Annotated in this window: 30 protein-coding genes; 12 read left to right on the top strand and 18 right to left on the bottom strand. The window is 61.4% G+C overall.

Translation table 11 applies throughout. The features are described from left to right. Positions 1–5 precede the first annotated feature (5 nt). Entirely contained in the window at positions 6–773 is a 768-nt protein-coding gene (locus B215_RS0103485) for a glutaredoxin family protein (RefSeq protein WP_019368239.1), read from the bottom strand. A gap of 60 nt (positions 774–833) precedes the next feature. On the opposite strand from B215_RS0103485, the gene B215_RS20775 reads away from it, so the two are divergent. Then, positions 834–1,241 carry a MerR family transcriptional regulator gene (locus B215_RS20775; RefSeq protein WP_082664401.1) on the top strand — a complete coding sequence of 136 codons (408 nt, stop codon included), beginning with the start codon at positions 834–836 and terminating at the stop codon, positions 1,239–1,241. A gap of 100 nt (positions 1,242–1,341) precedes the next feature. Here the strand turns inward: B215_RS20775 and B215_RS21185 are convergent, their stop codons facing one another. Next, positions 1,342–1,494 carry a hypothetical protein gene (locus B215_RS21185; RefSeq protein WP_019368237.1) on the bottom strand — a complete coding sequence of 51 codons (153 nt, stop codon included), beginning with the start codon at positions 1,492–1,494 and terminating at the stop codon, positions 1,342–1,344. Then, on the bottom strand, positions 1,491–2,114 hold the full coding sequence (locus B215_RS0103470; protein ID WP_019368236.1) for a recombinase family protein: 624 nt from the start codon (positions 2,112–2,114) through the stop codon (positions 1,491–1,493). The genes B215_RS21185 and B215_RS0103470 overlap by 4 nt, the downstream gene beginning before the upstream one ends. Positions 2,115–2,211: 97 nt before the next feature. Here B215_RS0103470 and B215_RS21180 point away from each other — a divergent pair, with 97 nt between their 5' ends. The 4 genes from B215_RS21180 to B215_RS0103455 all read left to right on the top strand — a co-directional run bounded on the left by B215_RS21180 (position 2,212) and on the right by B215_RS0103455 (position 5,424). Continuing rightward, a complete protein-coding gene (locus B215_RS21180; RefSeq protein WP_156804353.1) occupies positions 2,212–2,424 on the top strand; it encodes a hypothetical protein in 213 nt (70 codons plus the stop codon). After that, positions 2,421–3,281 carry a replication initiator protein A gene (locus tag B215_RS0103465; RefSeq protein ID WP_019368235.1) on the top strand — a complete coding sequence of 287 codons (861 nt, stop codon included), beginning with the start codon at positions 2,421–2,423 and terminating at the stop codon, positions 3,279–3,281. The genes B215_RS21180 and B215_RS0103465 overlap by 4 nt, the downstream gene beginning before the upstream one ends. A gap of 482 nt (positions 3,282–3,763) precedes the next feature. After that, positions 3,764–4,567 carry an RNA replicase gene (locus B215_RS0103460; protein ID WP_236704404.1) on the top strand — a complete coding sequence of 268 codons (804 nt, stop codon included), beginning with the start codon at positions 3,764–3,766 and terminating at the stop codon, positions 4,565–4,567. Positions 4,568–5,103: 536 nt separating this feature from the next. Continuing rightward, positions 5,104–5,424, top strand: a complete 321-nt coding sequence (locus tag B215_RS0103455) for a single-stranded DNA-binding protein (RefSeq protein ID WP_026008897.1) — start codon at positions 5,104–5,106, stop codon at positions 5,422–5,424. Here B215_RS0103455 and B215_RS21175 read toward each other — a convergent pair. Beyond that, complete coding sequence (locus B215_RS21175; protein ID WP_019368232.1) at positions 5,421–5,567, bottom strand: YlcI/YnfO family protein; 147 nt, start codon at positions 5,565–5,567, stop codon at positions 5,421–5,423. The genes B215_RS0103455 and B215_RS21175 overlap by 4 nt on opposite strands. 154 nt (positions 5,568–5,721) lie before the next feature. Here B215_RS21175 and B215_RS0103445 point away from each other — a divergent pair, with 154 nt between their 5' ends. The 6 genes from B215_RS0103445 to B215_RS19525 all read left to right on the top strand — a co-directional run bounded on the left by B215_RS0103445 (position 5,722) and on the right by B215_RS19525 (position 9,961). After that, entirely contained in the window at positions 5,722–5,913 is a 192-nt protein-coding gene (locus tag B215_RS0103445; RefSeq protein ID WP_019368231.1) for a hypothetical protein, read from the top strand. Between the two features lie 3 nt (positions 5,914–5,916). Then, positions 5,917–6,657 (top strand): ParA family protein, encoded by a 741-nt coding sequence (locus B215_RS0103440; RefSeq protein WP_019368230.1) that lies wholly within the window; start codon positions 5,917–5,919, stop codon positions 6,655–6,657. Beyond that, positions 6,654–7,655 (top strand): ParB/RepB/Spo0J family partition protein, encoded by a 1,002-nt coding sequence (locus B215_RS0103435; protein ID WP_019368229.1) that lies wholly within the window; start codon positions 6,654–6,656, stop codon positions 7,653–7,655. The genes B215_RS0103440 and B215_RS0103435 overlap by 4 nt, the downstream gene beginning before the upstream one ends. Before the next feature lie 238 nt (positions 7,656–7,893). Beyond that, positions 7,894–8,418, top strand: a complete 525-nt coding sequence (locus B215_RS0103430; RefSeq protein ID WP_019368228.1) for a hypothetical protein — start codon at positions 7,894–7,896, stop codon at positions 8,416–8,418. Continuing rightward, positions 8,418–9,524 carry a relaxase/mobilization nuclease domain-containing protein gene (locus B215_RS0103425; RefSeq protein ID WP_019368227.1) on the top strand — a complete coding sequence of 369 codons (1,107 nt, stop codon included), beginning with the start codon at positions 8,418–8,420 and terminating at the stop codon, positions 9,522–9,524. Before B215_RS0103430 ends, B215_RS0103425 begins: the two co-directional genes overlap by 1 nt. Before the next feature lie 2 nt (positions 9,525–9,526). Then, positions 9,527–9,961, top strand: coding sequence for a hypothetical protein (locus tag B215_RS19525; protein ID WP_082664400.1), 435 nt, complete (start codon positions 9,527–9,529; stop codon positions 9,959–9,961). 191 nt (positions 9,962–10,152) lie between these two features. Here B215_RS19525 and B215_RS19520 read toward each other — a convergent pair whose 3' ends face one another. The 14 genes from B215_RS19520 to B215_RS0103350 form a co-directional block, all read right to left on the bottom strand. After that, positions 10,153–10,608: a hypothetical protein gene (locus tag B215_RS19520; RefSeq protein ID WP_236704403.1), complete on the bottom strand. Its 456-nt coding sequence runs from the start codon at positions 10,606–10,608 to the stop codon at positions 10,153–10,155. 64 nt (positions 10,609–10,672) lie between these two features. After that, entirely contained in the window at positions 10,673–11,410 is a 738-nt protein-coding gene (locus B215_RS0103410) for an LPD7 domain-containing protein (protein ID WP_019368225.1), read from the bottom strand. Between the two features lies 1 nt (position 11,411). Further along, positions 11,412–13,214: a type IV secretory system conjugative DNA transfer family protein gene (locus B215_RS0103405; protein WP_019368224.1), complete on the bottom strand. Its 1,803-nt coding sequence runs from the start codon at positions 13,212–13,214 to the stop codon at positions 11,412–11,414. Further along, entirely contained in the window at positions 13,204–14,214 is a 1,011-nt protein-coding gene (gene virB11 / locus B215_RS0103400; protein ID WP_019368223.1) for a P-type DNA transfer ATPase VirB11, read from the bottom strand. Before virB11 ends, B215_RS0103405 begins: the two co-directional genes overlap by 11 nt. Then, a complete protein-coding gene (gene virB10, locus B215_RS0103395; RefSeq protein WP_026008896.1) occupies positions 14,211–15,407 on the bottom strand; it encodes a type IV secretion system protein VirB10 in 1,197 nt (398 codons plus the stop codon). The genes virB11 and virB10 overlap by 4 nt, the downstream gene beginning before the upstream one ends. 1 nt (position 15,408) lies before the next feature. Continuing rightward, complete coding sequence (locus B215_RS0103390; RefSeq protein WP_019368221.1) at positions 15,409–16,248, bottom strand: TrbG/VirB9 family P-type conjugative transfer protein; 840 nt, start codon at positions 16,246–16,248, stop codon at positions 15,409–15,411. Then, positions 16,245–16,937, bottom strand: coding sequence for a virB8 family protein (locus B215_RS0103385; RefSeq protein WP_019368220.1), 693 nt, complete (start codon positions 16,935–16,937; stop codon positions 16,245–16,247). Before B215_RS0103385 ends, B215_RS0103390 begins: the two co-directional genes overlap by 4 nt. A gap of 386 nt (positions 16,938–17,323) precedes the next feature. Further along, a complete protein-coding gene (locus tag B215_RS0103380) occupies positions 17,324–18,328 on the bottom strand; it encodes a type IV secretion system protein (RefSeq protein ID WP_019368219.1) in 1,005 nt (334 codons plus the stop codon). 28 nt (positions 18,329–18,356) lie between these two features. Next, a complete protein-coding gene (locus tag B215_RS0103375; protein ID WP_026008895.1) occupies positions 18,357–18,662 on the bottom strand; it encodes a hypothetical protein in 306 nt (101 codons plus the stop codon). Further along, the gene (locus B215_RS0103370) at positions 18,659–19,375 is read right to left on the bottom strand and encodes a type IV secretion system protein (RefSeq protein ID WP_026008894.1); all 717 of its coding nucleotides are present in this window, start codon (positions 19,373–19,375) and stop codon (positions 18,659–18,661) included. Before B215_RS0103370 ends, B215_RS0103375 begins: the two co-directional genes overlap by 4 nt. 12 nt (positions 19,376–19,387) lie before the next feature. Further along, positions 19,388–21,778, bottom strand: a complete 2,391-nt coding sequence (locus B215_RS0103365; RefSeq protein WP_019368217.1) for a VirB4 family type IV secretion/conjugal transfer ATPase — start codon at positions 21,776–21,778, stop codon at positions 19,388–19,390. After that, entirely contained in the window at positions 21,771–22,094 is a 324-nt protein-coding gene (locus tag B215_RS0103360; protein WP_017503481.1) for a type IV secretion system protein VirB3, read from the bottom strand. The genes B215_RS0103365 and B215_RS0103360 overlap by 8 nt, the downstream gene beginning before the upstream one ends. An 84-nt stretch (positions 22,095–22,178) precedes the next feature. Further along, positions 22,179–22,475 carry a TrbC/VirB2 family protein gene (locus B215_RS0103355; RefSeq protein ID WP_019368215.1) on the bottom strand — a complete coding sequence of 99 codons (297 nt, stop codon included), beginning with the start codon at positions 22,473–22,475 and terminating at the stop codon, positions 22,179–22,181. A gap of 65 nt (positions 22,476–22,540) precedes the next feature. Further along, entirely contained in the window at positions 22,541–23,227 is a 687-nt protein-coding gene (locus B215_RS0103350) for a lytic transglycosylase domain-containing protein (RefSeq protein WP_019368214.1), read from the bottom strand. A gap of 743 nt (positions 23,228–23,970) precedes the next feature. On the opposite strand from B215_RS0103350, the gene B215_RS19515 reads away from it, so the two are divergent. Next, positions 23,971–24,855, top strand: coding sequence for a DUF7146 domain-containing protein (locus tag B215_RS19515; RefSeq protein WP_026008893.1), 885 nt, complete (start codon positions 23,971–23,973; stop codon positions 24,853–24,855). The last annotated feature ends 27 nt before the right edge of the window (positions 24,856–24,882 follow it).

Here is a 24,882-nt window from a genome sequence, read left to right as displayed (position 1 = left end):
CGATGTCAATGCGCCATCGAGAGCGCTGCTGGCGCGGCAATCATCCAGATCGCCATCGCGACCATCATCACGTTCTCGGTGAGCGACAGGAAGCCGAGCGGCACGTTGCTGTCTCCGCCGACACAGGCGCACTTCAGCTCGCGCTTGTCGATATAGACGGCCTTGATGACCGACACCGCACCGATCGTGCCGATGACGAGCGCGACCGGCACCGAGAGCCAGGTCAATGCACCCGCCGCCATCAGAACGCCCGCCAGACCCTCCGCGTAGGGGTAGATATAGGAATAGGGCACCCATCGCTTGGCAAGTAGGTCGTAGTTGAGGAACATGCTCGAAAAGCTCTCGACGTTCTGGAGCTTGAGCATCGCGAGCACGCACATCGAGAAGGCGATGAACCACTCTCCCGCGCGCACCGTGACGGGCGTACCGAACGCGGCGTAGCTAGCGGCCAGCGCCATCAGTGCCGTCATAGCGAACACCGCGATCACCGGGCGGTAGGTGACGGCCTTGGGATCGCGCACTGCCTTGCCGAAGAAACGGCGCAGGTCGTCATAGCCTCCTACCCGCTCGCCCCCGATGAAGGTTTGCGGCGTCGTCTTGACCCCGTGCTTCGCCTTGAAGGCGTCAGTTTCCTCCCGCGTGCGCAGCCAGTGGTCCTCGACCTCATAACCCTGTCGCCGAAGCAGATCCTTCGCCTTCAGACCATAGGGGCAGGTGTGCTCCGGCATCACCATCCGGTAGATTATCGCGCTTTTGGGGGCCGCGGTCGCCATCGTCTTCTCCGTGTTCTCGCGACCCCTATATGGGGTCTGTAGTATAGTACGGAGTCAAGCATGGTATCCCTCACGATTGCCGGTTTAGCGCGTGAGGGTGGCGTCGGCGTCGAGACGGTTCGCTATTATCAGCGACGCGGACTCCTCGACACGCCCCAACGTCCTCAGGGAGCCGGATCGAGCGGCGGGGTCAGGCGCTATGGGCCCGAAGATGTGCGCCGGCTTCGCTTCATCCGCTCGGCTCAGGCCGCGGGATTCAGACTTGAACAGATAGGTGACCTGCTCGTGCTGAACGCGACCGATGATCGTGCGCAGGCGCGCCAGCTTGCCCGCGAGCAGATTGCTGCCTTGGACATAAAAATCAAGGAACTCAATCGCGCGCGCGCGTCTCTTCAACATTTAGCCGACGAATGCGGTAATGGCTTCGACGGCCCGTGTCCGATCCTGACGACCTTCGATCGATCCTAAGCGTCGGTTAACCTTCGTTGTCCCATAAATGGGGAGGTTGCGCTTTCTGAGACGCGTCAAACCTTCCCAAATCTTGATCGAAAGCGGGAAAGGGGCGCGATCAGGATTGCGGCGCGGCGGCGATGCTCGCCAAGTCCGTGGCCGCATCGATCGACGTGCCGGCTTCCCCATCGCTCATGACGATCTCCGCTTCCGGATGATCCTTCGTGATCGCGACAATGCTTCGACTAGCGAGGCCAGTCTCATCGTTCACTTCATAGGCTTGCTGGGCGACGCGCCTGCCGCGCCATCCCGTTCCATTTCTTCCGCGCTTATCGCCTCTTGTTCGGGGGCAGGCAGATGGCGGTACAACGTCGCCACCGACACACCGATCGTTGGTGCGATCTCACGGGCGGACATGCCCGATGCCAAGAGCTTTCGCGCGGCCTCGATCCGCTTGGGCGTCATGACCTTCTTGCGCCCGCCTACCCGGCCCTCGCTACGCGCGACGATGAGCGCGGCCGTCGTTCGCTCGCGCACGAGGTCGCGTTCCATCTCGGCCATCGCAGCCATGATGTGAAAGACGAGCTTCCCCGCCGTCCCTGCTGTGTCGATGCCATCGGTGATGGATCGGAGGCCGATGCCGCGATCTGCCAGCTCGACCGCAAGATCGACCAGTCCCTTCATCGTCCTGCCAAGGCGATCGAGCTTCCATACGACCAGCACGTCCCCCTCGCGAGCGTGCGACAATGCTTCGGCCAGGCCAGTGCGGTTCGCCTTGGCGCCAGATGCCTTGTCCGAGAAAGTGCGATCGCAGCCAGCTTCCTTCAGCGCCACCAGCTGGGGCGTCAGATCCTGCTCCGCTGTCGATACGCGCGCATACCCGATTAGCATTGATCAGTCTCAAAACTCATCCGCGACCCCTATCATGCCGCGAGCATTTTGCGAAAGCGTTTTGAGACAAGGCCGATTGCTGCTATCGGTGTCTCACATGAAGTCGCTTCAAAAACGATCGTTTAAGAGACACGCCGGCAGCTTCGGTCGCCAAAAGCACGAAGGCACACGGCGCGCGCTGCAAACGGTCATCGAAAGCATGAACTTTGCGGCCTGTGGCGAGGCGATTGGAGGGATGCGGACGATTCCGCACCCCATCTTCGTGCTTTCACCGACCGATCGCCTTCGGACGGGGGCCGCCCTACCATGAATGACGCCGGTTCGATCCAGGGCGATCTTTTCGCGCTCGACAGTCCGTTGCTGACCGAGGTGCGCGGCGAGCGTTCGCTGATGGCTTTCCCGTTCTTCGCACTGAGCAAAGGGAAATGGACAAAACCGCTCGCCTATAAGACCGATACGGTTTCAATCGAAATCGTTGCCACTTCCAAAGGCGTCGCGACGATCTATGACAAGGAAGTGCTGCTCTATATCGCCAGCCTGATGGTGGCGAAACTGGAAGCCGGTGTCGGCGTGTCGCAAGACTTCTACTTCACGGCTCATGATCTATTCCGCGTCACTGGCGTCAATGGATCGGCGCGATCCTACGCTCGCCTGTCGGACGCATTGGAGCGGCTGCAGGGCACGCAGATCAAGACCAACATCGAGGCTGGTGGCGAGGGCCAGGCCGGCTTTTTCTCGTGGCTGTCCGAGGCCCAGCTTCATTACACCAAGACCAAAACTGGCGATAAGCGGCTGAAAGCCGTCAAGGTACGGCTGTGCGATTGGCTATACCGTGCCATTTTGCGAGACCGGCGTGTGCTCGACTATGCTCCCAGCTATTTCCAGCTCGGTCCCATCGAGCGGCGGCTTTACGAGGTTGCGCGCTCTGCCTGTGTGCATGGTGCTGTCGATGTCGATCTTGACGAGCTGCGCTTACAACTCGGCTATCAAAGCTCGCTCAAGCATTTCCGCTACGAGCTTAAACGAATAGCCGACGAAAACAGCATTCCCGGCTTCACCTTCGATTTGCTCGAACATGCCGCGACATCTGAAAAAGGGCGATCGCGACGCAACGCCGGAGCTGGACGGGTCAAGATTACTCCCCGCCCCCTCTTGGCAAGTGCCTGACCTCTTCATCAGTTCGACTTCGCGAATCAACTAAGCGGCGTTGCCGCCCTTCGGTCAGCGATAGCACGAAGTAGGGTCGGCCAAAGCACGAAGCGCGGTCGCCAATAGCACGAACGCGATCGGCAACGGTCAGCGAAAGCACGAACTTTTGTTGGAGTCGGTCGTCGAAAGCACGAACTTCAACTGTTTCGCCCCTCCGCGTAATTCGCCAAAAATATCGGAGTGCCGGGAGCATTCTGCGATCGGCCATCAGGGAGCGGCCGTGACCACATAAACGAATGCCCGGCACGAAGGCCGGGCACCCTGGAACGTGATGAGCGATGCCTGCAAGCATCGATCGGGACGTAAGACACCCCCCTCATACTCGTTCCCGAGCCTTGGTTCAAGGGAGCGCGCTTCGCGCCACGCTCTAGTTTTGCCTGGTCCCGGCCCCACGAAGGGGACGGAAGATGGGAGCTGTTTCACTCGCGAAGGCGAGCTTCATGGCGCTCGACCGCATCGAGCGGGCGCGCCCACGATCGCGATCGGGGTCTGCAAATCCGACACGGGCGCATGTCCACCCGAACAGCCGCAAGGCGGGCACGTTCGAGGACGACTTCTTCTATAGCTATGCCAAAGGCGAGACCGACCGGCTCTACAAGAAGGCCGTCGAGCTGCTGAAGCGCAAGAATGCCGTGCGCAGGCTGGCGCGCGCCGAGGGGCGACAACTCACCGAAGACGAGCGGCTTGTGACGCTGATAACGCCGGCAGCCGTGCGCGTGTTCGAGCAGCTTACCACCTTGGCCCGGACGTGCGCTGGCAAGGTGTTTCCGACCTGGGAGTGGATCGAGGCTGCAAGCGGCCTGTCTCGTGCGAGCGTCGGGCGGGGCCTTTCGATCCTCGCCACGATGGGCTTGATCGAGAAGCAGCGCCGCTGCGTGCCGATCGATCCGCCCGCTGATCGTCCCAAGGCCCGCAATGCGCAGACGTCGAACGTCTATCGCATGAGCTTTCCCAATCGGCTTGCTCGATTTCTTCCGCGCTTCCTGCGTCCCGTTCCGCTCCCCGACGATGTTGTGCAACGCGAGATCGACCGCATCGAAGAAATCGAGACGATGCGCCTTTGGCGGACGCCGCGACAGGTGGTGGCTGAGGAGATCGAGGACGACGGTCTGCGCCGGGTGTTGGACAGCCTTGCCATTGCGCTCGAGAAGCAAGAGTCTCAAAAAAATGGTCAACCGCTCCTAGATTCATATAATCTAAGGGCAGATGGAGTTGGCCTAGTCGGCCAACGCTCTAACGCCTGACGGCGCAGAACGGCCTAGACGAACCCACAGGACAAAATCCCACCCCGAGGCACTTAGCCGCTCCGTCGGACGCGGCGCTACGCGTCGCGATGCTCCCGAGAGGAGCAAGCGGTTTCCGTCGCGCTCAAATGGCCACGTTCGTGCTTGCTGATAGCGATTTTCATCGACGAACGCGGCCGTAGCGTCCAGCCCAAAGGGCCGCAGAGGCGTGATCGGCACCGTCATCTCATTTCCAAAGCTGCCTGCCATCTCAATTCGGCTCGGTGGTTGCGGCTTGAACGACCTTCCTCTTGTCGCGTCGGCATTCCTGTTGGGCGCGAAATCGATGCCGCGCGATTGTGATTGCCGTCCTTCGATTGGCTATTCCTGTATTGATGGGAAAATGGGCGCTGGCCGCCTTGCACGATCAAGCAAAAAACCGGCTGCGCCTACGGTTTCCGCCACGCGGACCCTCCGTTTTTTAGCTGGATCGCGGCGTCTGCACTCCCCTTCAATTCCCATCAGGAATGAGCCTGATCGATGGAAAGGACAGGACCATGCAGAATATCGCGGAGTTTCGGATCATCGGCCGGGTGGGCAAGATCTCTGAGCACGACAAGGTGACGAAGGTGAACGTCGCCGCCAACTACAACCGCCAGGAGAATGGCGAGTGGGTGACGGACACCCATTGGAACGAGGTGACGCTGTTCGGCAAGCTGATCGAGCGCGGCGGCAAAGCCCAGAAGGGCGACCTGGTGCATATCACGGGCCGCGTGCGCCAAAACTCCTACGACACGGCTGAGGGCCGGCGCTACACGGTGGAGCTGATCGCCGACGGCTTTGCGGTACTCGCCAAGGGATCGGAGGATCGCGACTAAGAGCGGTCGGGGCCGCCTACTGGCGGCCCTTCTCGCCGGCGAAGTTCCAGCTCGACCGCTTCGCGCATGAAGTCGGACTGGTTCTCACCATCCCGCAGCACGGCCTTGATCCGGCCGAGCGTCCCTTCCGGAAATCGCGCCATCGTCTTTTCCGCGTTAATCCGCGGGCGACCTGCCGTTCCTGATTTGCTAGTGGTCATCCCGAAGTACGCATATTGTTGATACCACCTATTGACGTGATTTCAGATACCACTTATTACAGGATGCGCCTTTCATCAAGGCGACGGAGGCACTGCCATGTGGGATAATCTGCTGACGATCGGACTATTCGTCCTGATTGGTTGGGCCGTCCTTCGGGGCGGTGGCGGCCGTAATCCGCGCATTTGGAGCGGCGACACGCCTGATGAGGAGGCGCGTCGCAACACGCGAACCGATTCCAACTATCGCGGCTATGACCATTGGAACAACAATTCGGATCGGGGTTGGTAGGGCGTGAAGACCATTGCCATTAATGTGGAGAAGGGCGGCGCCGGCAAGACGATGATCGCTTGTCACTTGGCGTGGGTGCTGGCTGATGCCGGGCATCGTGTGCTGTTCCTCGACCTTGACCGGCAGTGCAATGCAACCGATGCCCTCGCCGACTTCGAGAGCCTTGGCACGTGTAAGCCGCTGTTCGAGCCGAACTATGTTCCGCCGACCAGCCTTCCCCGCCTCTCTATCTATTCGAACCGCATGGGCGGCGAATACGATGCCGACTATCCTCGCGCGCTGACTAACATTAATGCCAATTTTCCCGCGCTCGATTCTCATTTCGACTTTTGCGTCATTGATACGCCGCCCTCTTGGTCGTGGATCAACTATGCGGCGCTGCTGGTATGCAATCACTTGATTGTTCCCGTCGAGCTAGGACCGTTCGGGCCGGCAGCGACGAAGCAGGTTTCGGACTCGATTGCGACGGTGAACCAGCGCCGGAAGACGCCAATCCACGTCGTGGGGCTAGTTCCGAACCGAGTGCGTGCAAACGACACCCATCAAATGAAGATGCTTGCTGCGATCAAGGAGAAGATCGGGCGCAATCTGTTCACGAACTTTCTTCCCGAGCGTGCGCACTACAGCCAGGCGATGCAGGAGCATGTCCCGGTCTGGCGGTTCGACAAAGACGTTCGGACCTCTTTGCCGCCCATGCGCGCCTTCCTTGAGGAAGCCATGACCCGGATCGGGAGCCACAAATGACAGATTTCTCCGGCTTTGATGTTTTCAGCGAGAAAGCGGCTGTTGCTGACGCCGATCGCGTCCAGCTCCTCGATCCCGAGCTGCTCTACCCCGATCCCGAGAACGTGCGGAGTGCGATCGACGAAGCGACGATCGATGAGATGGCCGAGACGATCAAGGAGCGGGGCCAGCTTCAACCGATCACCGTCGCGCCCAAGGATGAAGATGGGCGCTATCGGATCATGTTCGGCGAGCGGCGCTGGCGTGCGTGCCGGAAGCTGGGAATGCAGGTCCGCGCGATCGTCAGCAAGGCCGACGACATCGAACAGGTGCGCATCGATCAATTCATCGAGAACGATCAGCGCGAGGACTTGTCGACCGCCGACATGATCCGTTTCGTCACCGGCCAGGTAGCGAAGGGACGTTCGCTCGCCGAGCTGGCACGCGCGACAGGCCGCAACCGCACGTTGCTGACCCGCTATCAGGGGCTGGCAAAGGCTCCCGATTATGTCGCGGCGCTATTTGCGGACATCTCGATGCGAAGTGCTGTCGCTTTGACCCAGGCTGCGAAGGCCGATGATGCGGCGACACGTGCGTTTGTTGCGAATACCGCCGCTGAGGACATGACCGTGCTGGCGTGTGAGCGGTTCGCGCGCGAGATTGGCGGGAAGAAGTCCACATCAAAGCCCGAGGCGGCTCCAGTGGAGGGTGTCGCGCCCCCTACCCCTGCCCCCACGCCGGAACCGTCGACTGATAGCGAGCCGGATGCAACTTCTCTGGCACCGACGACGGACGAGATCAGGGACGACGAAGCCGAACGCGCGCTGGATGAGACACCGGTTCCTGTTCTTTCCGCGCCGTCTCAAACGCCACCCCCCCGAGCAACGTCGAAACCGAAGGGTGGCAAGCCGCGCATCGAGCGCCCTACGATCGAGCTTGAAGGCAAGCGCGCAATGGTGGTCGAGGCGCTGCTACATTTCGACGGTGAAGCAGAGCCCCGGATCGTTAGCTGGCGCTAATCTCGCCGAGTGAACGGAGAGCGCCGGCAGTTGCCGCCCCTCGCTTCCAGGCTCAATCCTTCTTTCCGCGATTTCTCACTTGCAAGATGGATTGCTGTGCCACGTGGCACACGTGAAGGCAGATTTTAGTGGGGGATGTTTGATGGCAGGATAGGTGTTGCGGCGTCTTGTGTATTACATTAGCCTTCGGGCTATGTCGATTGCGCCGCAGCCTGCATCCCCCACAAAGGACACAGCGATGCTGACGGCGCGCGTCGATCGCGAGTTGCTGGCGGCGTTCGATGCAGTCGCCGAGGGGAGGGGAGGGCGGAGCGCTCTCCTCCGCACCGTCCTCCAGCAGTCATTGAAGCATGTCGCTGACGCGCCCCGGATCGCACCCAGGGCGGACAGCCCCAGCAATCGGGTCAACCTTCGTTTCACCGACGTCGAAACCGCAGTCCTCGATCATCGGGCGGCGCAACGCGGTGTCGATCGGGCAGGGTGGATCAAGGCGCTTGTCCGTCGCCATCTTGCGCTCAAGGCAGGTGTCGACGACGGGCTGCGCGACGCGGTGGCGCCGATCCGGATGCAGCTCACGCGGATCGGGCGAAATCTAAATCAGGCCATGAAGGCCGGGAACGCTGCGATGATGGCCGATAGCGGCCTGCAAATCGATCGTGAGCTGCGCAGGATCGCCGACATGCGCGAAGAGATCAACGAGCAGATCGAGGCGCTGGCGGCTGCGCTGCGCGGCGAAACCGCCTTTTGGGAGGTGGCTGACTAATGTCGTTCGGGGATCGCGAGGACGAGCTGTGGGAGGCAATGAAGCCCAGCTTCAAGCCACGCCTCGTCAGCGATCCGAACATCAAATACGCCAAGCATCTGGTCAATCAGACCGGGCCTTTCGCTACAAGAGGGGCGCTAACGTCACTTGGCCGCACTGATGTTCGGGCGACGCTTGCGCGCGTCGTGCGCCGAGCCCCGGAGGTGCTGGTCAAGGTTACGGGGCGGAAGAAGGGCGCGAAGCACCTTGCCGCGCATCTCGATTATATCGGCCGTCATGGCGACATTCCTCTTGAGACGCGCGACGGGGAACAGCTCGCGACGAAGGAGGATGCGCAGCGGATCGCGGATGAGTGGTCCGATTCCCTCTACTGGCGGCAAGGGACGTCCGTTTCAGCCGTCGCGATGGTGTTTTCGATGCCGGCAGGCACGGACCCTGAAACTGTGAAGCAGGCCGTGCGCGAAACCGCCGAGCGCATGATCGGCGATAATCACGATTATCTCATGGCGCTCCATACGGACACGCCGCGACCTCACGTGCATTTGACCGTCCAGGCCGAGGGATTGAACCGCAAGCGGTTCGACCCACGCCGCGAGGATCTGTTTCGATTTCGCGAGGCGTTTGCCGAGGCGCTGCGCAGCCGGGGCGTCGAGGCCGAGGCAACGCCTCGTTACAGCCGAGGCCAGGGGAGGGCGGGGACCAGCATGGCGCTGACACAGCTTCGCTCCCGCATACGCAGCGGCGCATCCCGTCAGCCGACCGAAACAGATCTTCGTCAGGCCCGTGAGGCGATGCAGATCGCACTTGGCAATGCCGAGCAGCCCGCATTCGTGTCGAAGACCCGCGCGCGCTGGCAGGACACGAGGCGCCGCTATGAGGCTGCGGCCGATCGGCTCGACCGCAGCGCCGATCACGAGGATCGCAAGCTCGCCGGCGATGTCCGAACATTCCTCCAAGAGCGGGCCAACATCGAGACGGTCCCCGATCGGATGCTACGGGATGCCGAAGCGCGGGTCATAGCGGCGCGACAGCCAGCGCGGACCGATCCTTCGCTTGAACCGGGTGTGCCACGTGGCACACCTCCACCTCCGGCAAGACGTCGCTGACAATGCGCCATCAACTCACAGGAAATGTCGGCCTCTACCATGTCGCGCGCGAGCTATCCCGGCGGGGTTGGCATGTGATGCCGACGGTCAGAAATGCGCGTGGAGCCGATCTCTACGCCGCAAGCGATGACGAGGCGCGCGTACTGCCGATCCAGTCGAAAGCGCTGTCGAAGCGGGCGCCGGTGCCCCTTGGCGGATCGCTCGACCGACTTTGCTCGCACTGGTGGGTCGTCACCATCAATGCAAACACTGCCTCGCCTACATGCTTCGTGCTGACGTTGGATGAAGTGAAGGCCGCAGCCCATCGTGGCGTCAACCAGGCCGGCACTGCCTCATACTGGCTCCAGCCCAAGTCCTACGCGCTTGAAGAATATCGCGAGGCGTGGGATCGGCTTGGATCACCAGACGCACTGAGCGAACCCGCTAGTTCTTATTGAGGCCCATTTCCCTGCTCTGAAGCTTTGCTTTCCAAAGGGCCTCCACGCGGATGATCTCGTCAACCGTTAAGCCCGACCCGCAGACCTCCAGAATGGATACTTGGTAGTCCGAGAGCTCGCGACTTTTCAGCCCGATGTTGCCACCGTGGCCATCGCGCGCGTAGCCTGTCCAGCGGCCGAGAAAGCCATCCTCACCATAGGCGGAGCCTACATATTGCTCTTTGGTGCGGGGGCAGGTCAGAAGGTAGATCCCGCGCGCGGCCCTGAGCGCGGCGAGCCAGTTCGACGGCAGTGCCGGCCTGTCGGTATAGATCGAGTTCGCGGGCGCCTCCCTGTGTCACCGGCACGCCCCGCAGGGGATCAATGATGGTGGGATCGCACGGTCCTATCTTCTCGATCTCGTAGAGTCCTACGAACAGCGTCGAGGCTGCTGGGGTGACGACGAAGCTGGCCCAATATCTCCCTGTCAGCTTCGGTCCATTCTGAACGCTTTGGATGGACTGATAGAGCAGGAACCCGTCATGGTCGTCTCGCCACAAAGTGTATGGCGTCCGACCTGCATATTTGATTGTTTGGTGACGCAGCAGGCGCACGTCACGCGGATCGATGCCGTAGTCGTCCAGCAGTGAATTGAAGGTCAGCCCCATACCGCGATGGTAGCTCCGCGCCGAGGGAATGCGATGCGAAAATGTTCAGGCTCGATGGTGCGCTTCATCGGCTCCGGGATTTCTGAAGGATCTGATCCTGCGCCATCTCACGCACCCGCTGTTCCTGGCGCGCTTTGACCTCAATGCCGGCAATCGTCTCGCCACGGCCGATCCGAGCTGCCACTTCCTCCTTGCGCTCCGCCACGAACTCGCGCCGTTTATCGTAATCGCTGGGGAAGCGTTCGGCCGCGACCGCCATTGCAAGTGCGACATGGCTTTGAGCCTTGCGCAACTCGGGGTCTTTCGCGTTCTGGACATCTGACTGCCGGCGGAATCGTTCGGCCAGATCGGCACGCGGTTCGGCCTGTTCTCTCGTGTCGCGGGCCTGGTTGGCGGTCCGCGTCGATCGCGCTTGATTGTCGGGCACGCCGCCTTGCCGCAACGCCTCACGCTCGGCCGCGGCCTTCGTCTTCTCGTCAGGTTTGTAGCCGTCAACCTTTATGCCCTGCGCCGAGGCGGCGAGATAGGCAGCCCGCTGGAACTCGGCATCGCCGCTGACCTTGATCGCAGTCCACCCGTTTTCCTTCGCGAGCCGGATCAGATCGGGAAGGGAGTTTGGGTCTTTCGCCTTGATGCGATCAGGCGTGATGGTCGCGACCGGCTGTTTGTCGTGCGCGCTTCGATAGAGCTTGTCGCCAACCCGGAGGAACCGAGAGTCCAGCTCGGCGGGCACTTCCATCGGACGCCTGCGGCGTGCCTCGCCTTCCTTGCCTGTGCCGGCAGCTTCGACATTCTCAACCATGTCAGCGCTCCTGTTCGATTACACCAATGACCTCATTGCCACTTTGCTCGGCCGACACGTCGATGAGCATGTCGGGATGATCCTGGGTGACGACGCAATCCATCGCGAAGGTGAATGGATCGGGGTCCGTGAGCTGATCGAATGTCGGCAGCACACAGTCGGGAAGATCCTCGTCATCACGCACTACGCGCGGGATCGGAGCCACTTGCGGCGCTGCCTCCACGCGCGCGCGAAAGAGGCCATCCGCGTAGTAGCGAATTTTGTCCCCGTGGATGGGTGGTATGCCGCCCCGCAAAAGGAGTAATTCGGTGTCGGGGAATTGCATCAACTCCTGCGGAAGCAGGAGGGCGCGGCGCTGATCCGACATGGATTTGGAGCGGTTCGCCAGAACGCCGTGGATCGTGAGCGACTTGGTGATCGATTCCTGCCCGATATAGCCGATCCGTTCGGAAAGCTCGTTCGCCACGCGCAGCTCTTTCGGCGTGAAGGCGACCTCGACGCCGCAGTTGGCGACGATCTCATTCGCCACGTGCTCACCATAGACAGCGCGAAGTTGAGAGCGGGACTGGATGACGGGCAAGAGCCGAATGCCGTAGCCCGCCACATAGGAAAAGGCGCTCGCAATCACCTGCGCCCGCCCTATCCGCGCAAATTCGTCCAGGATGACGAGGATCTTTAGCGGCGTCTTCTCGTCAGGGAGGTCACGCACGTTCAGGTCGACGAGTTGCTGAAACAGGAGGTTGTAGAGCGGCGCCACCCGATCCAGTTCGTCAGGGGAGACGCCCAGATAGATCGACATGCGCTTGGTGCGCAGCTCGCGCAAATCGAAGTCGCATTCTTCCGTCGCCGCATCAACGCGGGGATTGAGCCACAGACTGAGCTTGGACGTGACGGTCTGGACGATGCCGGCAAAGGTGTTGTCTGCCCCCGATGTGAAGTCAGCGAGCGCATTCCGGCACCCTTGCGATAGATCGAGCGAGCGATCTTCGAGAACGCGGCGGAAAAACCCGCGCGTGTCGCCCGTCGTCATCAACCGGTAGATGGCGCCGATGGTGAAAGGCTGATCGGCGACCGCAAGATAGGCCCCGACGCCGACAAAGGCGGTTCGCGCCGAATCCGTCCAGAATGGCTCTCCGCGCTCGGGGGGCACGAACAGCATCGTGGCGATCTTCTGCAGCTCGATCACCACTTGGTCAGGATCGGTGCGGTCGATGTAGCCGAGCGGATTATAACGGGCGGTTCGGCCTTCCGGATCGGTCGGATTGAACAGGTAAACGGCCTGGCCGTATTTCTGGCGAAAACCCGCCGTGGCTTCCCAATTCTCACGCTTCACATCGAGGACGACGACCGACTCCTGCCATGACAACAGGTTCGGGATGACGATGCCGACCCCTTTGCCCGAGCGGGTAGGGGCCTCAACGATACAGTGCTCATTGCCGCCGAAGGTCAGGAACTTCCCGCCCTTCTTTCCCAGGACAATCCCGTCATTTGCGCGGAAACCGGCGCGACGGATCTCGCTATCTTTGGCGAAGCGGGCAGCCCCGTGGAGAGGTGGCTTCCGCTTTGCGACCCACCACAGCATGAGGCCGGCGATGATGAAGCCGACCAATGCACCTCCGGCGAGCGCTTTCAGCACCACGGGATCGTGCCGATAATACCAGAAGAACCCCGGCATCTTGAAAATGTCGAACTTGGCGCTGGGGAGGCCCAGGTAGATCCAGGCGATGACCGACGTGATGAGGAAGGCCACGACGATCCCGACCGGAATGCCGAGGGCGAGAATGGCGCCCCTTTTAGGCTGCATGACGCCCTGCCGGATCGTAGTAGATCTCGGTCATCCGGAACTTCCCATCGACCTTCTTCATCTGCACCACGACGTCGACGAGGATCTTGAGCAGCGAGCGTATGTCCTCACGCGCCAGGTCTGCGCCGCCTTCGCTTTCCTTCACCAACAGCGTCAGTTGCTCGAAGGCCAGTTCGGCCGAATCCGCGTGGATCGTCGTAATCGAGCCGGGATGACCGCTATTGACGTTGCGCAGGTAGAAAAATGCGGTCCCATCGCGCAGCTCTTGAAGAAGAATGCGGTCGGGTCGCATCCGTAGGGCGCTTTCCAGCAGCTCCTTGGCCGAGACCTTGGCGGTGCCGGTGCCGTCCTTGCTGTAGATCATGTGGACGACGTTCTGGTGAGGCACCACCAGCTCGCGCGTATCCTCGATCGTCAGCAGTCTTTCATTCTCCGGGATTAGCTTGATGAGCCCCTTGGAGAACGTCGTCTTGCCCGAGCCTGTGGCACCGGAGATCAGGATGTTGAGCCGGCTTTGCACCGCCAACTCGAAAAATTCGATGTGCCGTCCCGCATGAAGCAGGCCGAGCAATTTTTCCTCGACGGGGCTGACCCGCTTTGTGGCGACCTTCGTTTCCGAGAACAGGCCGCTGGCCTCGAAATCGGCCATCGTCATTGTCTTGGTCGACGGCTTGCGCACGGTGATCGACACGGTGCCATCGGGCACGACGGGTGGAAGGACGAGCTGGACCCGCTCGCCGGTTGGAAAGATCGTCGAGCAGATAGGATTTTCGCGCGTCACATCCTGTGAAGTGAAAGCCGCGGCTGCCCGGGCTAGTTCGTTGAGGGCGTCGAGGGTCAATCCCGCTTCCCGCTCCCAGGTCCAGCCACCATGCCGCTCGACACCGACGATAGTCGGCTCATTGATGACGACTTCGGTCACGCCATCGTCATCGAGATATTGCCGCAGCGGCCGAACAGCATGATCGAGGATCGCCGTATTGCGGAACGGCGCGTTCATTTGAGCCCCAGTCCATAAACTTGCGAGAAATCGAAATCCTTGGCGACGGTGATTGCCAGCTCGGTCCCTTGGTTGACGCGCACGATCGGGCGGATGTTCTGCGTGTCCTGAAGGATTTGCGACGTTGAATCACCGGGAGTGCGGAAAACCGTCGAGCCCTGTGGGCTGACGGCCTGGCCTGCGATCTGGCCGCCCGCGTCGAGGACGCTGAACAGCATCGCGGCACCAAACCGCTGCCAGAAGAACCGATCAATCTTGCCAGTGACGCCGGCACGACCCAGCGGGTCAGAGGCCGGCGAGCCTATGTCGATCGCTACGCCGCGTGGCGTGACGGCGCGCGTCCACATCGCGAACAGGCGATTTTGGCCGCGCTGAAGGCCGCCCTGATACTCGCCGAAAACGCGGGTGCCCTTCTCAAGCAGCACGACGCGGCCATTATCGGAGTAGACATCGCGAGGGATGATGCAGGTCGCATAGCCCGGTACGGTGCTGTCCATAGCCGTTTGCAGCGTGCAAGGGAGGATGGCTCCCGCAGTGACCAGATAGTTGCGGTCGCCGATCATGCGCGCTGTAGCGGTGCCGATAGCCGAGGTTTGCTTGAGATTGTCCAGGTTGGTCCGCGAAGGAGCGGTCCCAGCGTCACCTTGCGCGTTCCCGGCACCAGCGCTGGCGACGTCGCCGATCGCGCGTCTGACCCCCTGGTCCCCGTTGTACGCGATCAGCGTCGATCGCCGGGCATTGTCGCGCAGCTCACGCGCTTCGTTCGCACGCCGCTCCGCCTCGCTGACACCACGGCCCTGCTGCCCTCCCGCCGATCCGTAGGGTGTGATTGGCTGACCATCGGGCCCGATCGCCGGCACCTGCTCGCCTGTGAGCTGGACGGGCGCATTCGGATCGCGAGGCGCAGTGGCGAGTGTCGGCGCAATGACAGAATTTGGGTCGTAGGGCGCCTCCGCTGCCGGGGGAGGGGCCTTCCTCGCTTCAAGCGCCTTGTTGTCGCTGCCAGACCCGGAAACGAGCGACAGCACGCCAAACACGATCGCGCCGGCTAGGGCCGCGCCGACGACCATCTTCTTGTTGTCCCACTGGACGGTGTTGAGCGAAGGGATGCGGTTCGGGCGATCGGCGGCAGGGGTGCGGTCAATCTCGTTCACGTCAGGCGTCGCATCGACGTCGAATCTCTTATCGGACACGTCAGTTCTCCGTCGTGCGCTCGACAGCTTCCGACGCCGTATCCGTCTTGGGATCGCGACCGTAGAAGCTCGGGCTTTCGTTGTAGATGCACAGCACCACCTTCCCCCGGCGCAGGCGCAGCTCCTTGTAGACGCCATGAATGACGACGAACTCGTCGCGCACGTCGAAGGAGGCTGTGGCTTCACTGCCGTCGGGATTGACGGTGAAGATGGCAGGAATTTCGCGCTGGTTGGGGAAGCGCATCACGGTGAATTGCCCGTTGTCGCTGACTTCCGATGGTTGCAGCGCTGATGCGCCCTGCACCTTGTAATTGAGGTTCCGTGTCCCTTCGAGAACACCCATATCGAGCGCGATCCTCGTGGCCTTATTCTGCGCATCCAAGACCGTCGCGAGTTGCGCGCGCTGTTGTGCCAAACGGGCCTGCGCCGCCTCATATTCAGGGTAACGGAGCCGCACCTTGAAGAATGTGCCTGGAGAGCGCGCCGCAGCGACGGTCGACAGCTCAAAGGTGTAGTTGCGCTTGGTGCCTTGGAAGTCCGTCACAACGATGAGGTTGGTAGCACCAGCGCGCTCGCGAGGCTTCACGAACAGCGAATTGTCAGCCGGGGCGACCTCCCACGACACGGTGTCACCCATCGCCACGAACTTGATGACCTCGCCGGGTGCGAACTCAATCTGTGTCGCTGTGCGGAACGCGCTCCGGATCTGGATCACGTTTCCATCGGTGTAATTGACCTCGCGGATACGAGCATCAGGACCGCGCTGCGTAGGCGTCTGCGCCATCGCCGGCGCTGCCGACATGGCGCCGATCGCCGCGGCCAGAAGCAGGATGGTCTTCATCGTGTCGGAACCTCCACGTCGGCCCGGTATGTCTTGACCTGAAACCCGAGCGGATTGGCGTATCGACCGGATTCTGTTTCCGGCTTCGACAGCACGTCAAAAGTGATGGTTGCGATGGCAGGCGTCTCAATCACCTGCTGGTCGCGCTGGAGGCGCTTGATGAAGCGGACTTGCGCGACGTTGGGCGAGATGAACGCAACCGAGCGGATCGCCACGAAAACCGCGTCACTGGCGGTAAACTGGTTTTGCGGGGAGTCCGGATTGTCTTTCTTGTAGAAGGCGGTCCAGCGGGTTTGTTCCTCCCGTGTCGACAGCGCCAGCACCTTGCGGAAGAACTCTTCCCTGGCCTGCGGAATCCACCCTTCGCGAGCGCGAACATAATCGGCGAGGAAATACTTCCGGATCGCCTCGTCATAAGTGATCGTCTTGTCGCCGCGCAGCTCCTGCGTGACTTCGGTTGCACCCGTCGAGCGATCGACGGTGACAACATAGGGCACCACCGTTTTGAGCGGCGAGAGCGCCAGCACGGCAGCCGCGCAGATCGCGGCGAACACGATGGCGACGATGGCGACGATCCACGCGACACGGCGCGAGCGAACCGCTGCCACGAACCTGTCGCGGTCCCAGCTTTCCGCTTCCGCGAAATATGCCTTCAGATCCTCGTCTTTGTCTTTGACGCCAATAGCCATGTCAGCAGCTCGCATATGAGATTGAGAGCGCGGCGGTCGGACTACCATTTGGTGTGAGAGCGCCGATTGCCGGCACCTTGCCTGTTCGCGAAGCGTCCGCTCCCTCTGGAGCGGACGCCGCGCCGTCGGCCGGGAAGAGGTTGGTAGCCGGAGCCGATTGCGATGGGGGTGTGCCACGTGGCACACCATCAGCGGGAGCAGCCGAGGTAGCGTTTCGCGGCGGGATCGACGGGAGAACGGTCCCATAGAGGTTGGCAGGTCGCTTTTGCCGACCGCTGCACCGAGGTAGCTTCTCGTCTTTCGCAGCGCTCGCCGGAGCCGAGGGAGTGAGAGCCGCGAGGGCAAGGATGGCTAGTGCTGCACCGAGCTTCATGTCGGATCTCCGATTAGCTGTTGTTGTAGAGGGTGCCGCCTGCGGCTCGCGCCTCAGCGCGACGGGCACGATTGGCTTGCCAGCGGTTCACCGCTCGCTGCGGAGCGTTGGACCAGGCACGGCCAATCATCGGCGCTATTCCCCCGGTTGCGGCGTTGGCAAACTGTGAAGCGAGTGATGCGCCGCCGCCGCCCAAACCTGCAGCCATTCCTGGTATTTGGAGGAAGAAGAAGAAGCCCAGCGCGTAGAACCCAAGGGCTTTAACCGCCGCGAGGATCAGCGAGTCATCCTGCGTGATAGCGTCGATAAACGCGTCTGCTGCGTTCGCTATGAATACCGTTACGAGCAGCGCGAACGCTACGAGAATGACATAATTCACAATGCTCCCGAGCCACTGGAAGAAGAATGGTCGGGTCGAATCGAAAAGAAGGGCGGCTACAAAAAGAGGCCCAACGGCAGCAAGCAAAGATAGCGCGAAGAGCGCAAAGGCGCAGATGGCAAACCCAAGTGCAGACGCCAGCAAAGCCGCCAACATAATGACGACATTGATAATTTCGCTAACGATGATCTCATCCCAATTATTCGGGATGCCTACAAGGTTCTCGCCTTCCTCGGCTGTATGCGCTGCAACGATCTCTTTGATGTTGGCTATAGCGCGGACTGCGCCCTTCAAAATGCCATCAAAAAAGCCGCCTAGACCGTTTACGTCTTGGGCGCCGACAGCATTCGCGACTTCTCTTGGTAGCCCGTTCATTGCGAGCAAGCCAACCGAAGCGCCATAAAGCGTCGTTACGGCAAAAACGAGCGCAGCTAGTTTCATTCCGCGATAGACGAACTCGCGGAAGGGGTATTCCACAGCGCCCCGTAGGATAGCGAAGCCCAAAAGGATGATGTAGATCGTAACTCCCACCCGTAACGGGCCGGAGATCCAACCTATAACGCCGGCATAGGTGGCAATGACGCCTGCCAGAGCAGCGCTGAGCTGATCGAACATCTCGGTATAGATATTGAAGCCCATTACACGACCCCGGAAATTGTTACGTCAATTAGATGCCAGCCTCTCGACGAAGCTTGTCAGTCTCATTCTTGTTAAGAAGTAGTGTCTTGGCAGTATCGACGTTGTTGCAGTTGTTAACGACAACGGCGGGCCATGACAGCGGTGGACGTTGTGAAGCCTTCCACGCAGTGCATATGGTATCTACTTCGGTTAGCTCGTCTTTGTTCTGCATGAAGTACTTGGCACTGCGCAGCGGCATGTCGGACCGAAGGTTGCTTTCATCCGACTTGGATTCCTTCGTTCCACATGCCGCCAGCGTCAGCAGCAGCCCGGCCAGGCAGAGGCCCTTGGTCACGGATTGACCCCAGCCTCAGTCCGAAGCTTGTCGATCTCCGCTCTGTTTGATGCCAGGCTGCGCTGGTAATTTGCCTCTGCTTTTGCCCGGCGCTGCAACTCGATCGCCTGAAGGCCCATCTGATCGTTCATCATCTGCGCCTGCTCCAATTGGAGCCGCGCCGACATGTCGGCGCGTTCGGCCGCCGAGGTTGAGCTGTTGAGCCGACCCCGCAGCTCTTCGAGGCCCTGACGCCGGCTTGTCACGGCATCGCCGACATTACCCGCAAGGCCAGTTGTCACCGCAGCTTCCCGCGAGCCTTGTTCATAGGCGGCGCGCTGCTCGGGCGTCATCGTGGGCGATCCGCGCCCGAGAAGATCCTGATAAACGTCGTTCGCCTTGCCCCGCAGGCCGCCGACGACGTTCAGATCGCCACTGGTGTAGCCATCAAGGCTGCTGGATGACACGTTACTGGTGCGCAGCACGTCGTTCTTGAGCTGGTTCGCGACGTTGCCGATGTCCGTCATTTTATTGAGGTCGCGGTACAGCGCCCGTGCTTCATCGAGCTGTTGCGCGCTTTGCTGGACGACTTTCCGGGCCTCGTTCAACTCCTGAAGCTGCCTGGCGAAGGCCGTTGGGTCATGAACAATGCCACCGAATTGCGCATGTGCCGCACCAGCAGACAGGAGCGCTGATCCCGACAGTGCGAGGGTGACGAACTTCAATCTACGCATGTCCCTTCTCCTTCAGCTTGGACGACGACGTTGGTGGAATACGGGGAGCCAATTGGCGGGATCGGGGCCAAATTCGGCTGCGGCCTGCACGGCGATCGGTGTTGTTTCGGCGCGTCCCGACAGCACCGACAGCTCGTCATCGAGGCCCGTCAGATCCAGCTCGACCACAACGCTGTCATGACCCTGCTTCACGAGGAATTTGCGCGATTCCGGCGACAACTCCTCGCGGATGAGCTGATATTCCGCGTCGGTGAGGGAGAACCCGTCAACATAGTCGCGACGCGCACCCTTTGGATTGGGAAGCATCACCTGGGTCGCGACCTGTTCGAGGATCGAGTGGGCAATATCGCTCTTGAGCGCGTCCGCCGGCGACTGCGTGGCAAACACCATCATCGCGTTGCGCTTCCGGTATGTCTTCAAGCCATCCTGCGCGAAGCTCCGGAACGCATCGTCGCCAAGTGCCTTCCAGAACTCGTCGACGGCGATGATCGTGCGCTCGCCGGTCAGCAGCTTGTCGATGCGGTGGAACAGGTAGAGCATCAGCGGCGTGCGGACGTCGGCGTTGTCGAGGAAGTCCGTCATGTCGAACCCGATGAATCGGGCATCGAGCGTCATTTCGTCCGCCGCGTTATCGAACACCCACCCCATCGACCCGCGCGAGGTCCACTTCTCGAGCCGAGCGCCAATACCGCCTGCGTCCGCCATGCCGAGCATCGTGCGCAGCGCATCGAGCGAACGATCCTCTCGCGGAAGCCGCATCACTGCGGCGATCCCTTCATCGATCATCCGCTCTTCCTGAACAGTGATCGGGCGACTTTCGGCGCGAACGAGCTGGCGCACCCACAGCGACAGCCAGGCGCGATCCTCCGGCTTGTTCTCGAGCGCCTTGAGCGGCGCGAAGCCGGTGGGCTTGCCGTTCTCGAGCGTCAGATAGGTGCCACCCGAAGCCAGCACGAAAATCTGCGCACCGCGGTCCTTGTCGACGAAAATCTGACGCGCGCCCGTTTTCTCGGCCTGCGCCATCAGGAAATTGACGATGACCGTCTTGCCGCCCCCGGTCGGGCCAACGATCAGCGTGTGGCCAATGTCGCGCTTGTGAAAGCTGAAGAAGTAGGGGCTGCGTGCGCTCGTCTTCATCAGCGCGATCGCGTCCCCCCAATGGTTCCCCGTGGCGAGGCCAGCGGGATAGGTATGGAAGGGCGAGAACGCCGCGAAGTTCAGCGACGTGATCGGCGCCGGCCTCGCGCGCCATGCGAAATTTCCGACGAGCTGGCTCCAGTAAGCGGCTTCCAGCGCCGCCCCTTCCCGTGCCGCGACCATGCCGGTATCGGCCAGCGCTGCACGGGCGATCGACATGTTGTCGCGCAGGCTCTTGAGGCTGTCGGAATAGACCGCGAGCGTGAAGTGGTGATCGCCCAGGACAAAGCGGTTGGACATGAGATCGTCCGCCGCGTCGACAAGATCGAGCATCTGGCTGACGGCCCGATCATCGGCGTTCTCCATCTGCTTTTGCCGCAGCCGAAAACGCTCTGATGCCGCTGCACGGCCGAGGAATGTGAAGGATTGCGTCAGCACGAACGCGAAATCGACCGCCAGCAGAGATTGAAATTGCGTGGGGGTGGTGGACGCCGGGTATTCCCTGATGCCGAAGATGCCGCCAAAAGCGCTGCGATCGGCATCGCGCACCTCCACCGTCTCGCCGCCGAAGACGACGCGTTGACGATAGAGCGCGCTGCCGAGGTGCCCCCGGATGATCGGAACCCGGCGATGCCGTCCCGTCATCACCATTTCCGCGACTTCCATCGTCTCAGAAAACTTGAGGCCATTATGTCCGTAGATCGAGAGCCGGCGCGGCGAGCAGCGATCCATCAGCTTCTCGAAATCGCGCGCCTTGTCCTCCAGCGCCTCCAGTAGGTCGGCGTCGATCGCATCGGTTTCGGCTTCGGCCCTCGCCTTGTTCTTGAAGAGCTGCACCAGCTTGTCGGCACCGTGGACCGATGGGCGCAACGCCAGCGTTACGAAGAAGCGGTTGATGAACAACCGCTCCTTGTTCATCCGCGCGAAGTAAGCGGCATCGAGATCCCGCGCGAAGCGGGACCGGAAATTGCCGCCGGGATATTGCTCAACCCGAGCGCGGACGAGGTGCGTCCAGATCGACAAGCGATCGTCATGCAGGTTGCGCAGCATCCCATTGAGCTTCGCGTGCCAGTCATTCAGATCGCGCACGTCAGCCGTCTCGAACGCTCGGCCCTGGAGCTCGAACGTCAGCATGATCGCCCCGGAATCGAGCACCACCACCTCATCGGTGACGTGCCGCGCATAGGGCAGGAACTTGGTCGGCATCACTTCCTTGAGCGCGACCTTCATCGGCACCTGTTCCGACAGACGATTGGCCCTAGCCATTGCGGCCAAACCCCTTTCGCTTGATGCCTTTCAGGGGAAGCGGCGTGTAACTCGACCCGCCCCAGAAGACGCGGTTACGATTGGCCGCTTTGGTGCGGCCCCAGAGAAAGATGAGGCGGAAGGCGTTGACGTCGTGGCGCACCACGAGGCGCGAAATGCCGAACATCACCGCTGCGACGACAAGGCCGTAAACGGGGTTTGTCGTCCCGATCAGCGTAATGACCGAGGTCAGCAGGATCACCACGGCCGCCTCGATCGGGATGCCCGCAAACAACGCAGGGCGCGTCACCGCCAGGAACAGCGTGTTGCGCGCCATTACTTCCCGTTCTTCCTCCACGCTACGCACTCCACACGAAACGGGTGTGGACGAGGCGCTGTTCGCACCCCGCCCACATACGGATCAGCCCTGAAGCTGATCGACGATCCACGGCGCCGAGAAGATGATCGCGATACCGATGATGACCGTGACGAGCGCGCCTGTGTTGACGCGACCTGTCAGCCACCCGAAGCCCGCCGCAATCAGCGCAAGGATCGCAACGATGCGCAGGAGCCCGTTGCTCAGCAGACCGAGGACCGCATTGCCGAAGCTCTCCAAATTGGTCTGTGCGAACGCTGGTTCGGCTGTGACGAGCGATGTCAGCGCCACCAGGCTTGCCATTGAGAGCGCCCGCGACGCTTTTCGCTGGCGCGGGGTCATCGCCTCAACCCGCTTGGTGACGTGGGTTCGAAGGGCAAGCGCCGGCCCACCGAAAGATGCGAGATTCATCGGTTTTCTCCTTCTTCGGCGAGCCGTGCTCGCTCATATTCCGCCCTCGCGAACACGTCCCACGATGGCGGCGGTGGTGCGGGCATTGCCTTTGGCGGCCCTGCTGGGGACGTGTTTTCCTCGACCAGCGCGGCGAGCTGCGCAGCCGCGCTCGACCCTGCGCTAGTATCGGTGGCGGGCATCGGTTCACCGATGCGAACGGCGGCGGGCTGGATGCCGTCCGAGACGCCGGCATTGCCGACTACCCGCCCGACATAGCCGTTCGAAAAGCCACGCGACTGCGATCCCGTATTGTACATCGATAAAGCGATGCGGAGCGCGCGCTGCGGGTGAAGTCCGGCGCGCACGCTGTGATAGTTGCCCGAGAGAACCGCTCCGGCAGCGGCGATGTTCGTGCAAGGATCGAACACATTGTCCCAGGTCAGACCCAGGGCCTTCATGTTGCGGGAGTTGATCTGGCCAAGGCCGAGATCAACCGAGTGACCCTTGCCGATATAGTGACGAGCGAGCGCCACCGCCTGCTCACGGCTTGTCGGGACGATCTTGCGACCGAGACCGTTGACGTTGATCGCCCATTCGAAGCCTTGGCTTTCCGTTTGAACGATCGCCGCGATCGTTGCTGGAGCCACACTCGGCGCGCATTGCGCTGCCAGACCCATGATGACCGCGGCGGGGAGCGTCATTACCGCTCCAATGTCTTTGACCCAAGGGGACTGCCCGGCTGCGCCGTACTTTCCAAATGGGATTTGGGTGCCGCTCCCCGCCCCCCATAGGCGGCATGAAGAGCGAAGTTGAGCCGACCCGGTTGGCTGCCGCGCGGGAGGTTCCTGCAGTTCGGCGTGCTGGTGACGCGAACCGGACCGGAGGCGAACGAAGCCGTCATGAGGCGGCAGCCGCGAGCGATGTAAACAAGCGATAAGCCATGTTTTCACTCCACTGGTGAACAAGGCTAAATCGCTATTGGAGCGGGGGCTAGTCCGAAAATGCCCCGGTTGCTCGCTTCATCCCTCTTTGAGAACGGTTCGCAGATTGGTCCGATTTGGCTCAGAATGTAGTTGCGTCCTGTAATCCCGCGAACGGGTGGACGTGAATCACGCCTTCATAGCCATACCCCAACACTATATGTCGGATGGCCGAAGAAGCCTTTTTATACAATCGGATACGTTTCTTATCATAGAGGCCGACGTGATAGAGTGCGGTGCCGCGCCAGCTCACGCGGACATTGATATGCCACTTGCCAGACTCGTGCTGACAGACGTGAACGTCAGTCATCGTCCCGCCTGGAGGGCGTTGCGTCGTCAGCTCGCGTTCCAGTATGAGTTCTAATTCCATTGCCACCCTGCTAAAGCGATTTGACTGGTTTTCGCTGGCGCGCATTGCCCCCGCGCTCTACCAACTATGCGTCCTGTAACGGAGGTGTCCATAGATGGCGCGACGTGAGTCAGCTTCGATCGAGGAGCAGGCGGACCGCATCGTCCGTCAACTCGGCGGAAAGTGGCAAGGTGATTTCGCCATGTGCCGGTGCCCGGCGCACGCAGATGGGAAGGCCAGCCTGTCGATACGTGTTGGCGAGCGTGCCGTTCTCTTCCATTGTTTTGCCGGTTGCACGGCCGACGCGATCATGTCGGCGTTACGGACAGGCAAGATCCTCGCGCCCGCCAATCACGACCCAGGGCAGCGTCAGGACAGCAAGACGGACCTCAACAAGCTCGCGCTCGCGGTCTGGCGTCACGCCGAACCCTTCGCTGGCACACTGGCCGATCGCTACCTGCGCGAGGGGCGGTCGATCGTTCCTGATGGGATCAACGCTCGTTTCGACCCTCGCTGCCAATGCGGTGCTGGTGCCGCCAAGGCTTTTGCGCCTGCCCTTATTGTCCCTATCGAGGAGGACGCCGGCGTCGTCGCGATCCATCGCACATTCCTGCGCCCTGATGGCCGCTGGAAAGCCGATATGGACGAACCCAAGCGAATGCTTGGTAATCCCGGCGTCGGCGCGGTGCGTTGGGGTGGCGTACCGCTCGACGGCATCTTGCGGCTCGCCGAAGGCGTCGAGGACGCCGCCAGCGTGATGAACCTGCTGGAGCCAGGCCGCTTTGTATGGCCCGTTCTCGGGATCGAACGGTATCAGGCTGTTGCGATCCCGGAGAGCGTGCACACCGTCGTCATCTATAGCCAGCATGGGGCCGAGGCAGCGCGCGCGATCGAGCGCGCCACTCCGCATCTGGCGGCCAACGGCCGCCAGCTCGTCGTCAAGCCACCGCCCCATGCTGGCGACTGGAACGATCTGCTGCGCGAGATCCGTTCGCTATGAAATTGTTTCCTGGAGCGACGCGGTTCC

Origin of the sequence: Sphingomonas sp. ATCC 31555, from assembly GCF_000282895.1 — a bacterium.
Classification (GTDB): Bacteria; Pseudomonadota; Alphaproteobacteria; order Sphingomonadales; family Sphingomonadaceae; genus Sphingomonas.
The sequence above is the reverse complement of the archived record's forward strand: the minus strand, read 5'-3'. Positions and strand labels throughout refer to the sequence as shown.

Excerpts from the sequence above, each read along its gene's own strand:
- B215_RS19520 (WP_236704403.1), bottom strand. The coding sequence starts at position 10,608 with ATGGGGCTGACCTTCAATTCACTGCTGGACGACTACGGCATCGATCCG.
- B215_RS0103460 (WP_236704404.1), top strand. The coding sequence starts at position 3,764 with ATGGCGCTCGACCGCATCGAGCGGGCGCGCCCACGATCGCGATCGGGG.
- B215_RS0103470 (WP_019368236.1), bottom strand. The coding sequence starts at position 2,114 with ATGCTAATCGGGTATGCGCGCGTATCGACAGCGGAGCAGGATCTGACG.
- B215_RS0103365 (WP_019368217.1), bottom strand. The coding sequence starts at position 21,778 with ATGGCTAGGGCCAATCGTCTGTCGGAACAGGTGCCGATGAAGGTCGCG.
- B215_RS0103445 (WP_019368231.1), top strand. The coding sequence starts at position 5,722 with ATGTGGGATAATCTGCTGACGATCGGACTATTCGTCCTGATTGGTTGG.
- B215_RS19515 (WP_026008893.1), top strand. The coding sequence starts at position 23,971 with ATGGCGCGACGTGAGTCAGCTTCGATCGAGGAGCAGGCGGACCGCATC.
- B215_RS0103435 (WP_019368229.1), top strand. The coding sequence starts at position 6,654 with ATGACAGATTTCTCCGGCTTTGATGTTTTCAGCGAGAAAGCGGCTGTT.
- B215_RS0103370 (WP_026008894.1), bottom strand. The coding sequence starts at position 19,375 with ATGCGTAGATTGAAGTTCGTCACCCTCGCACTGTCGGGATCAGCGCTC.
- B215_RS0103425 (WP_019368227.1), top strand. The coding sequence starts at position 8,418 with ATGTCGTTCGGGGATCGCGAGGACGAGCTGTGGGAGGCAATGAAGCCC.
- B215_RS0103455 (WP_026008897.1), top strand. The coding sequence starts at position 5,104 with ATGCAGAATATCGCGGAGTTTCGGATCATCGGCCGGGTGGGCAAGATC.
- B215_RS21175 (WP_019368232.1), bottom strand. The coding sequence starts at position 5,567 with ATGGCGCGATTTCCGGAAGGGACGCTCGGCCGGATCAAGGCCGTGCTG.
- B215_RS0103380 (WP_019368219.1), bottom strand. The coding sequence starts at position 18,328 with ATGGGCTTCAATATCTATACCGAGATGTTCGATCAGCTCAGCGCTGCT.
- B215_RS21180 (WP_156804353.1), top strand. The coding sequence starts at position 2,212 with ATGAAGTCGCTTCAAAAACGATCGTTTAAGAGACACGCCGGCAGCTTC.
- B215_RS0103405 (WP_019368224.1), bottom strand. The coding sequence starts at position 13,214 with ATGCAGCCTAAAAGGGGCGCCATTCTCGCCCTCGGCATTCCGGTCGGG.
- B215_RS0103385 (WP_019368220.1), bottom strand. The coding sequence starts at position 16,937 with ATGGCTATTGGCGTCAAAGACAAAGACGAGGATCTGAAGGCATATTTC.
- B215_RS0103465 (WP_019368235.1), top strand. The coding sequence starts at position 2,421 with ATGAATGACGCCGGTTCGATCCAGGGCGATCTTTTCGCGCTCGACAGT.
- B215_RS19525 (WP_082664400.1), top strand. The coding sequence starts at position 9,527 with ATGCGCCATCAACTCACAGGAAATGTCGGCCTCTACCATGTCGCGCGC.
- B215_RS0103350 (WP_019368214.1), bottom strand. The coding sequence starts at position 23,227 with ATGACGCTCCCCGCCGCGGTCATCATGGGTCTGGCAGCGCAATGCGCG.
- B215_RS0103390 (WP_019368221.1), bottom strand. The coding sequence starts at position 16,248 with ATGAAGACCATCCTGCTTCTGGCCGCGGCGATCGGCGCCATGTCGGCA.
- B215_RS20775 (WP_082664401.1), top strand. The coding sequence starts at position 834 with ATGGTATCCCTCACGATTGCCGGTTTAGCGCGTGAGGGTGGCGTCGGC.
- B215_RS0103360 (WP_017503481.1), bottom strand. The coding sequence starts at position 22,094 with ATGGCGCGCAACACGCTGTTCCTGGCGGTGACGCGCCCTGCGTTGTTT.
- B215_RS0103355 (WP_019368215.1), bottom strand. The coding sequence starts at position 22,475 with ATGACCCCGCGCCAGCGAAAAGCGTCGCGGGCGCTCTCAATGGCAAGC.
- virB11 (WP_019368223.1), bottom strand. The coding sequence starts at position 14,214 with ATGAACGCGCCGTTCCGCAATACGGCGATCCTCGATCATGCTGTTCGG.
- B215_RS0103485 (WP_019368239.1), bottom strand. The coding sequence starts at position 773 with ATGGCGACCGCGGCCCCCAAAAGCGCGATAATCTACCGGATGGTGATG.
- B215_RS0103430 (WP_019368228.1), top strand. The coding sequence starts at position 7,894 with ATGCTGACGGCGCGCGTCGATCGCGAGTTGCTGGCGGCGTTCGATGCA.
- B215_RS0103410 (WP_019368225.1), bottom strand. The coding sequence starts at position 11,410 with ATGGTTGAGAATGTCGAAGCTGCCGGCACAGGCAAGGAAGGCGAGGCA.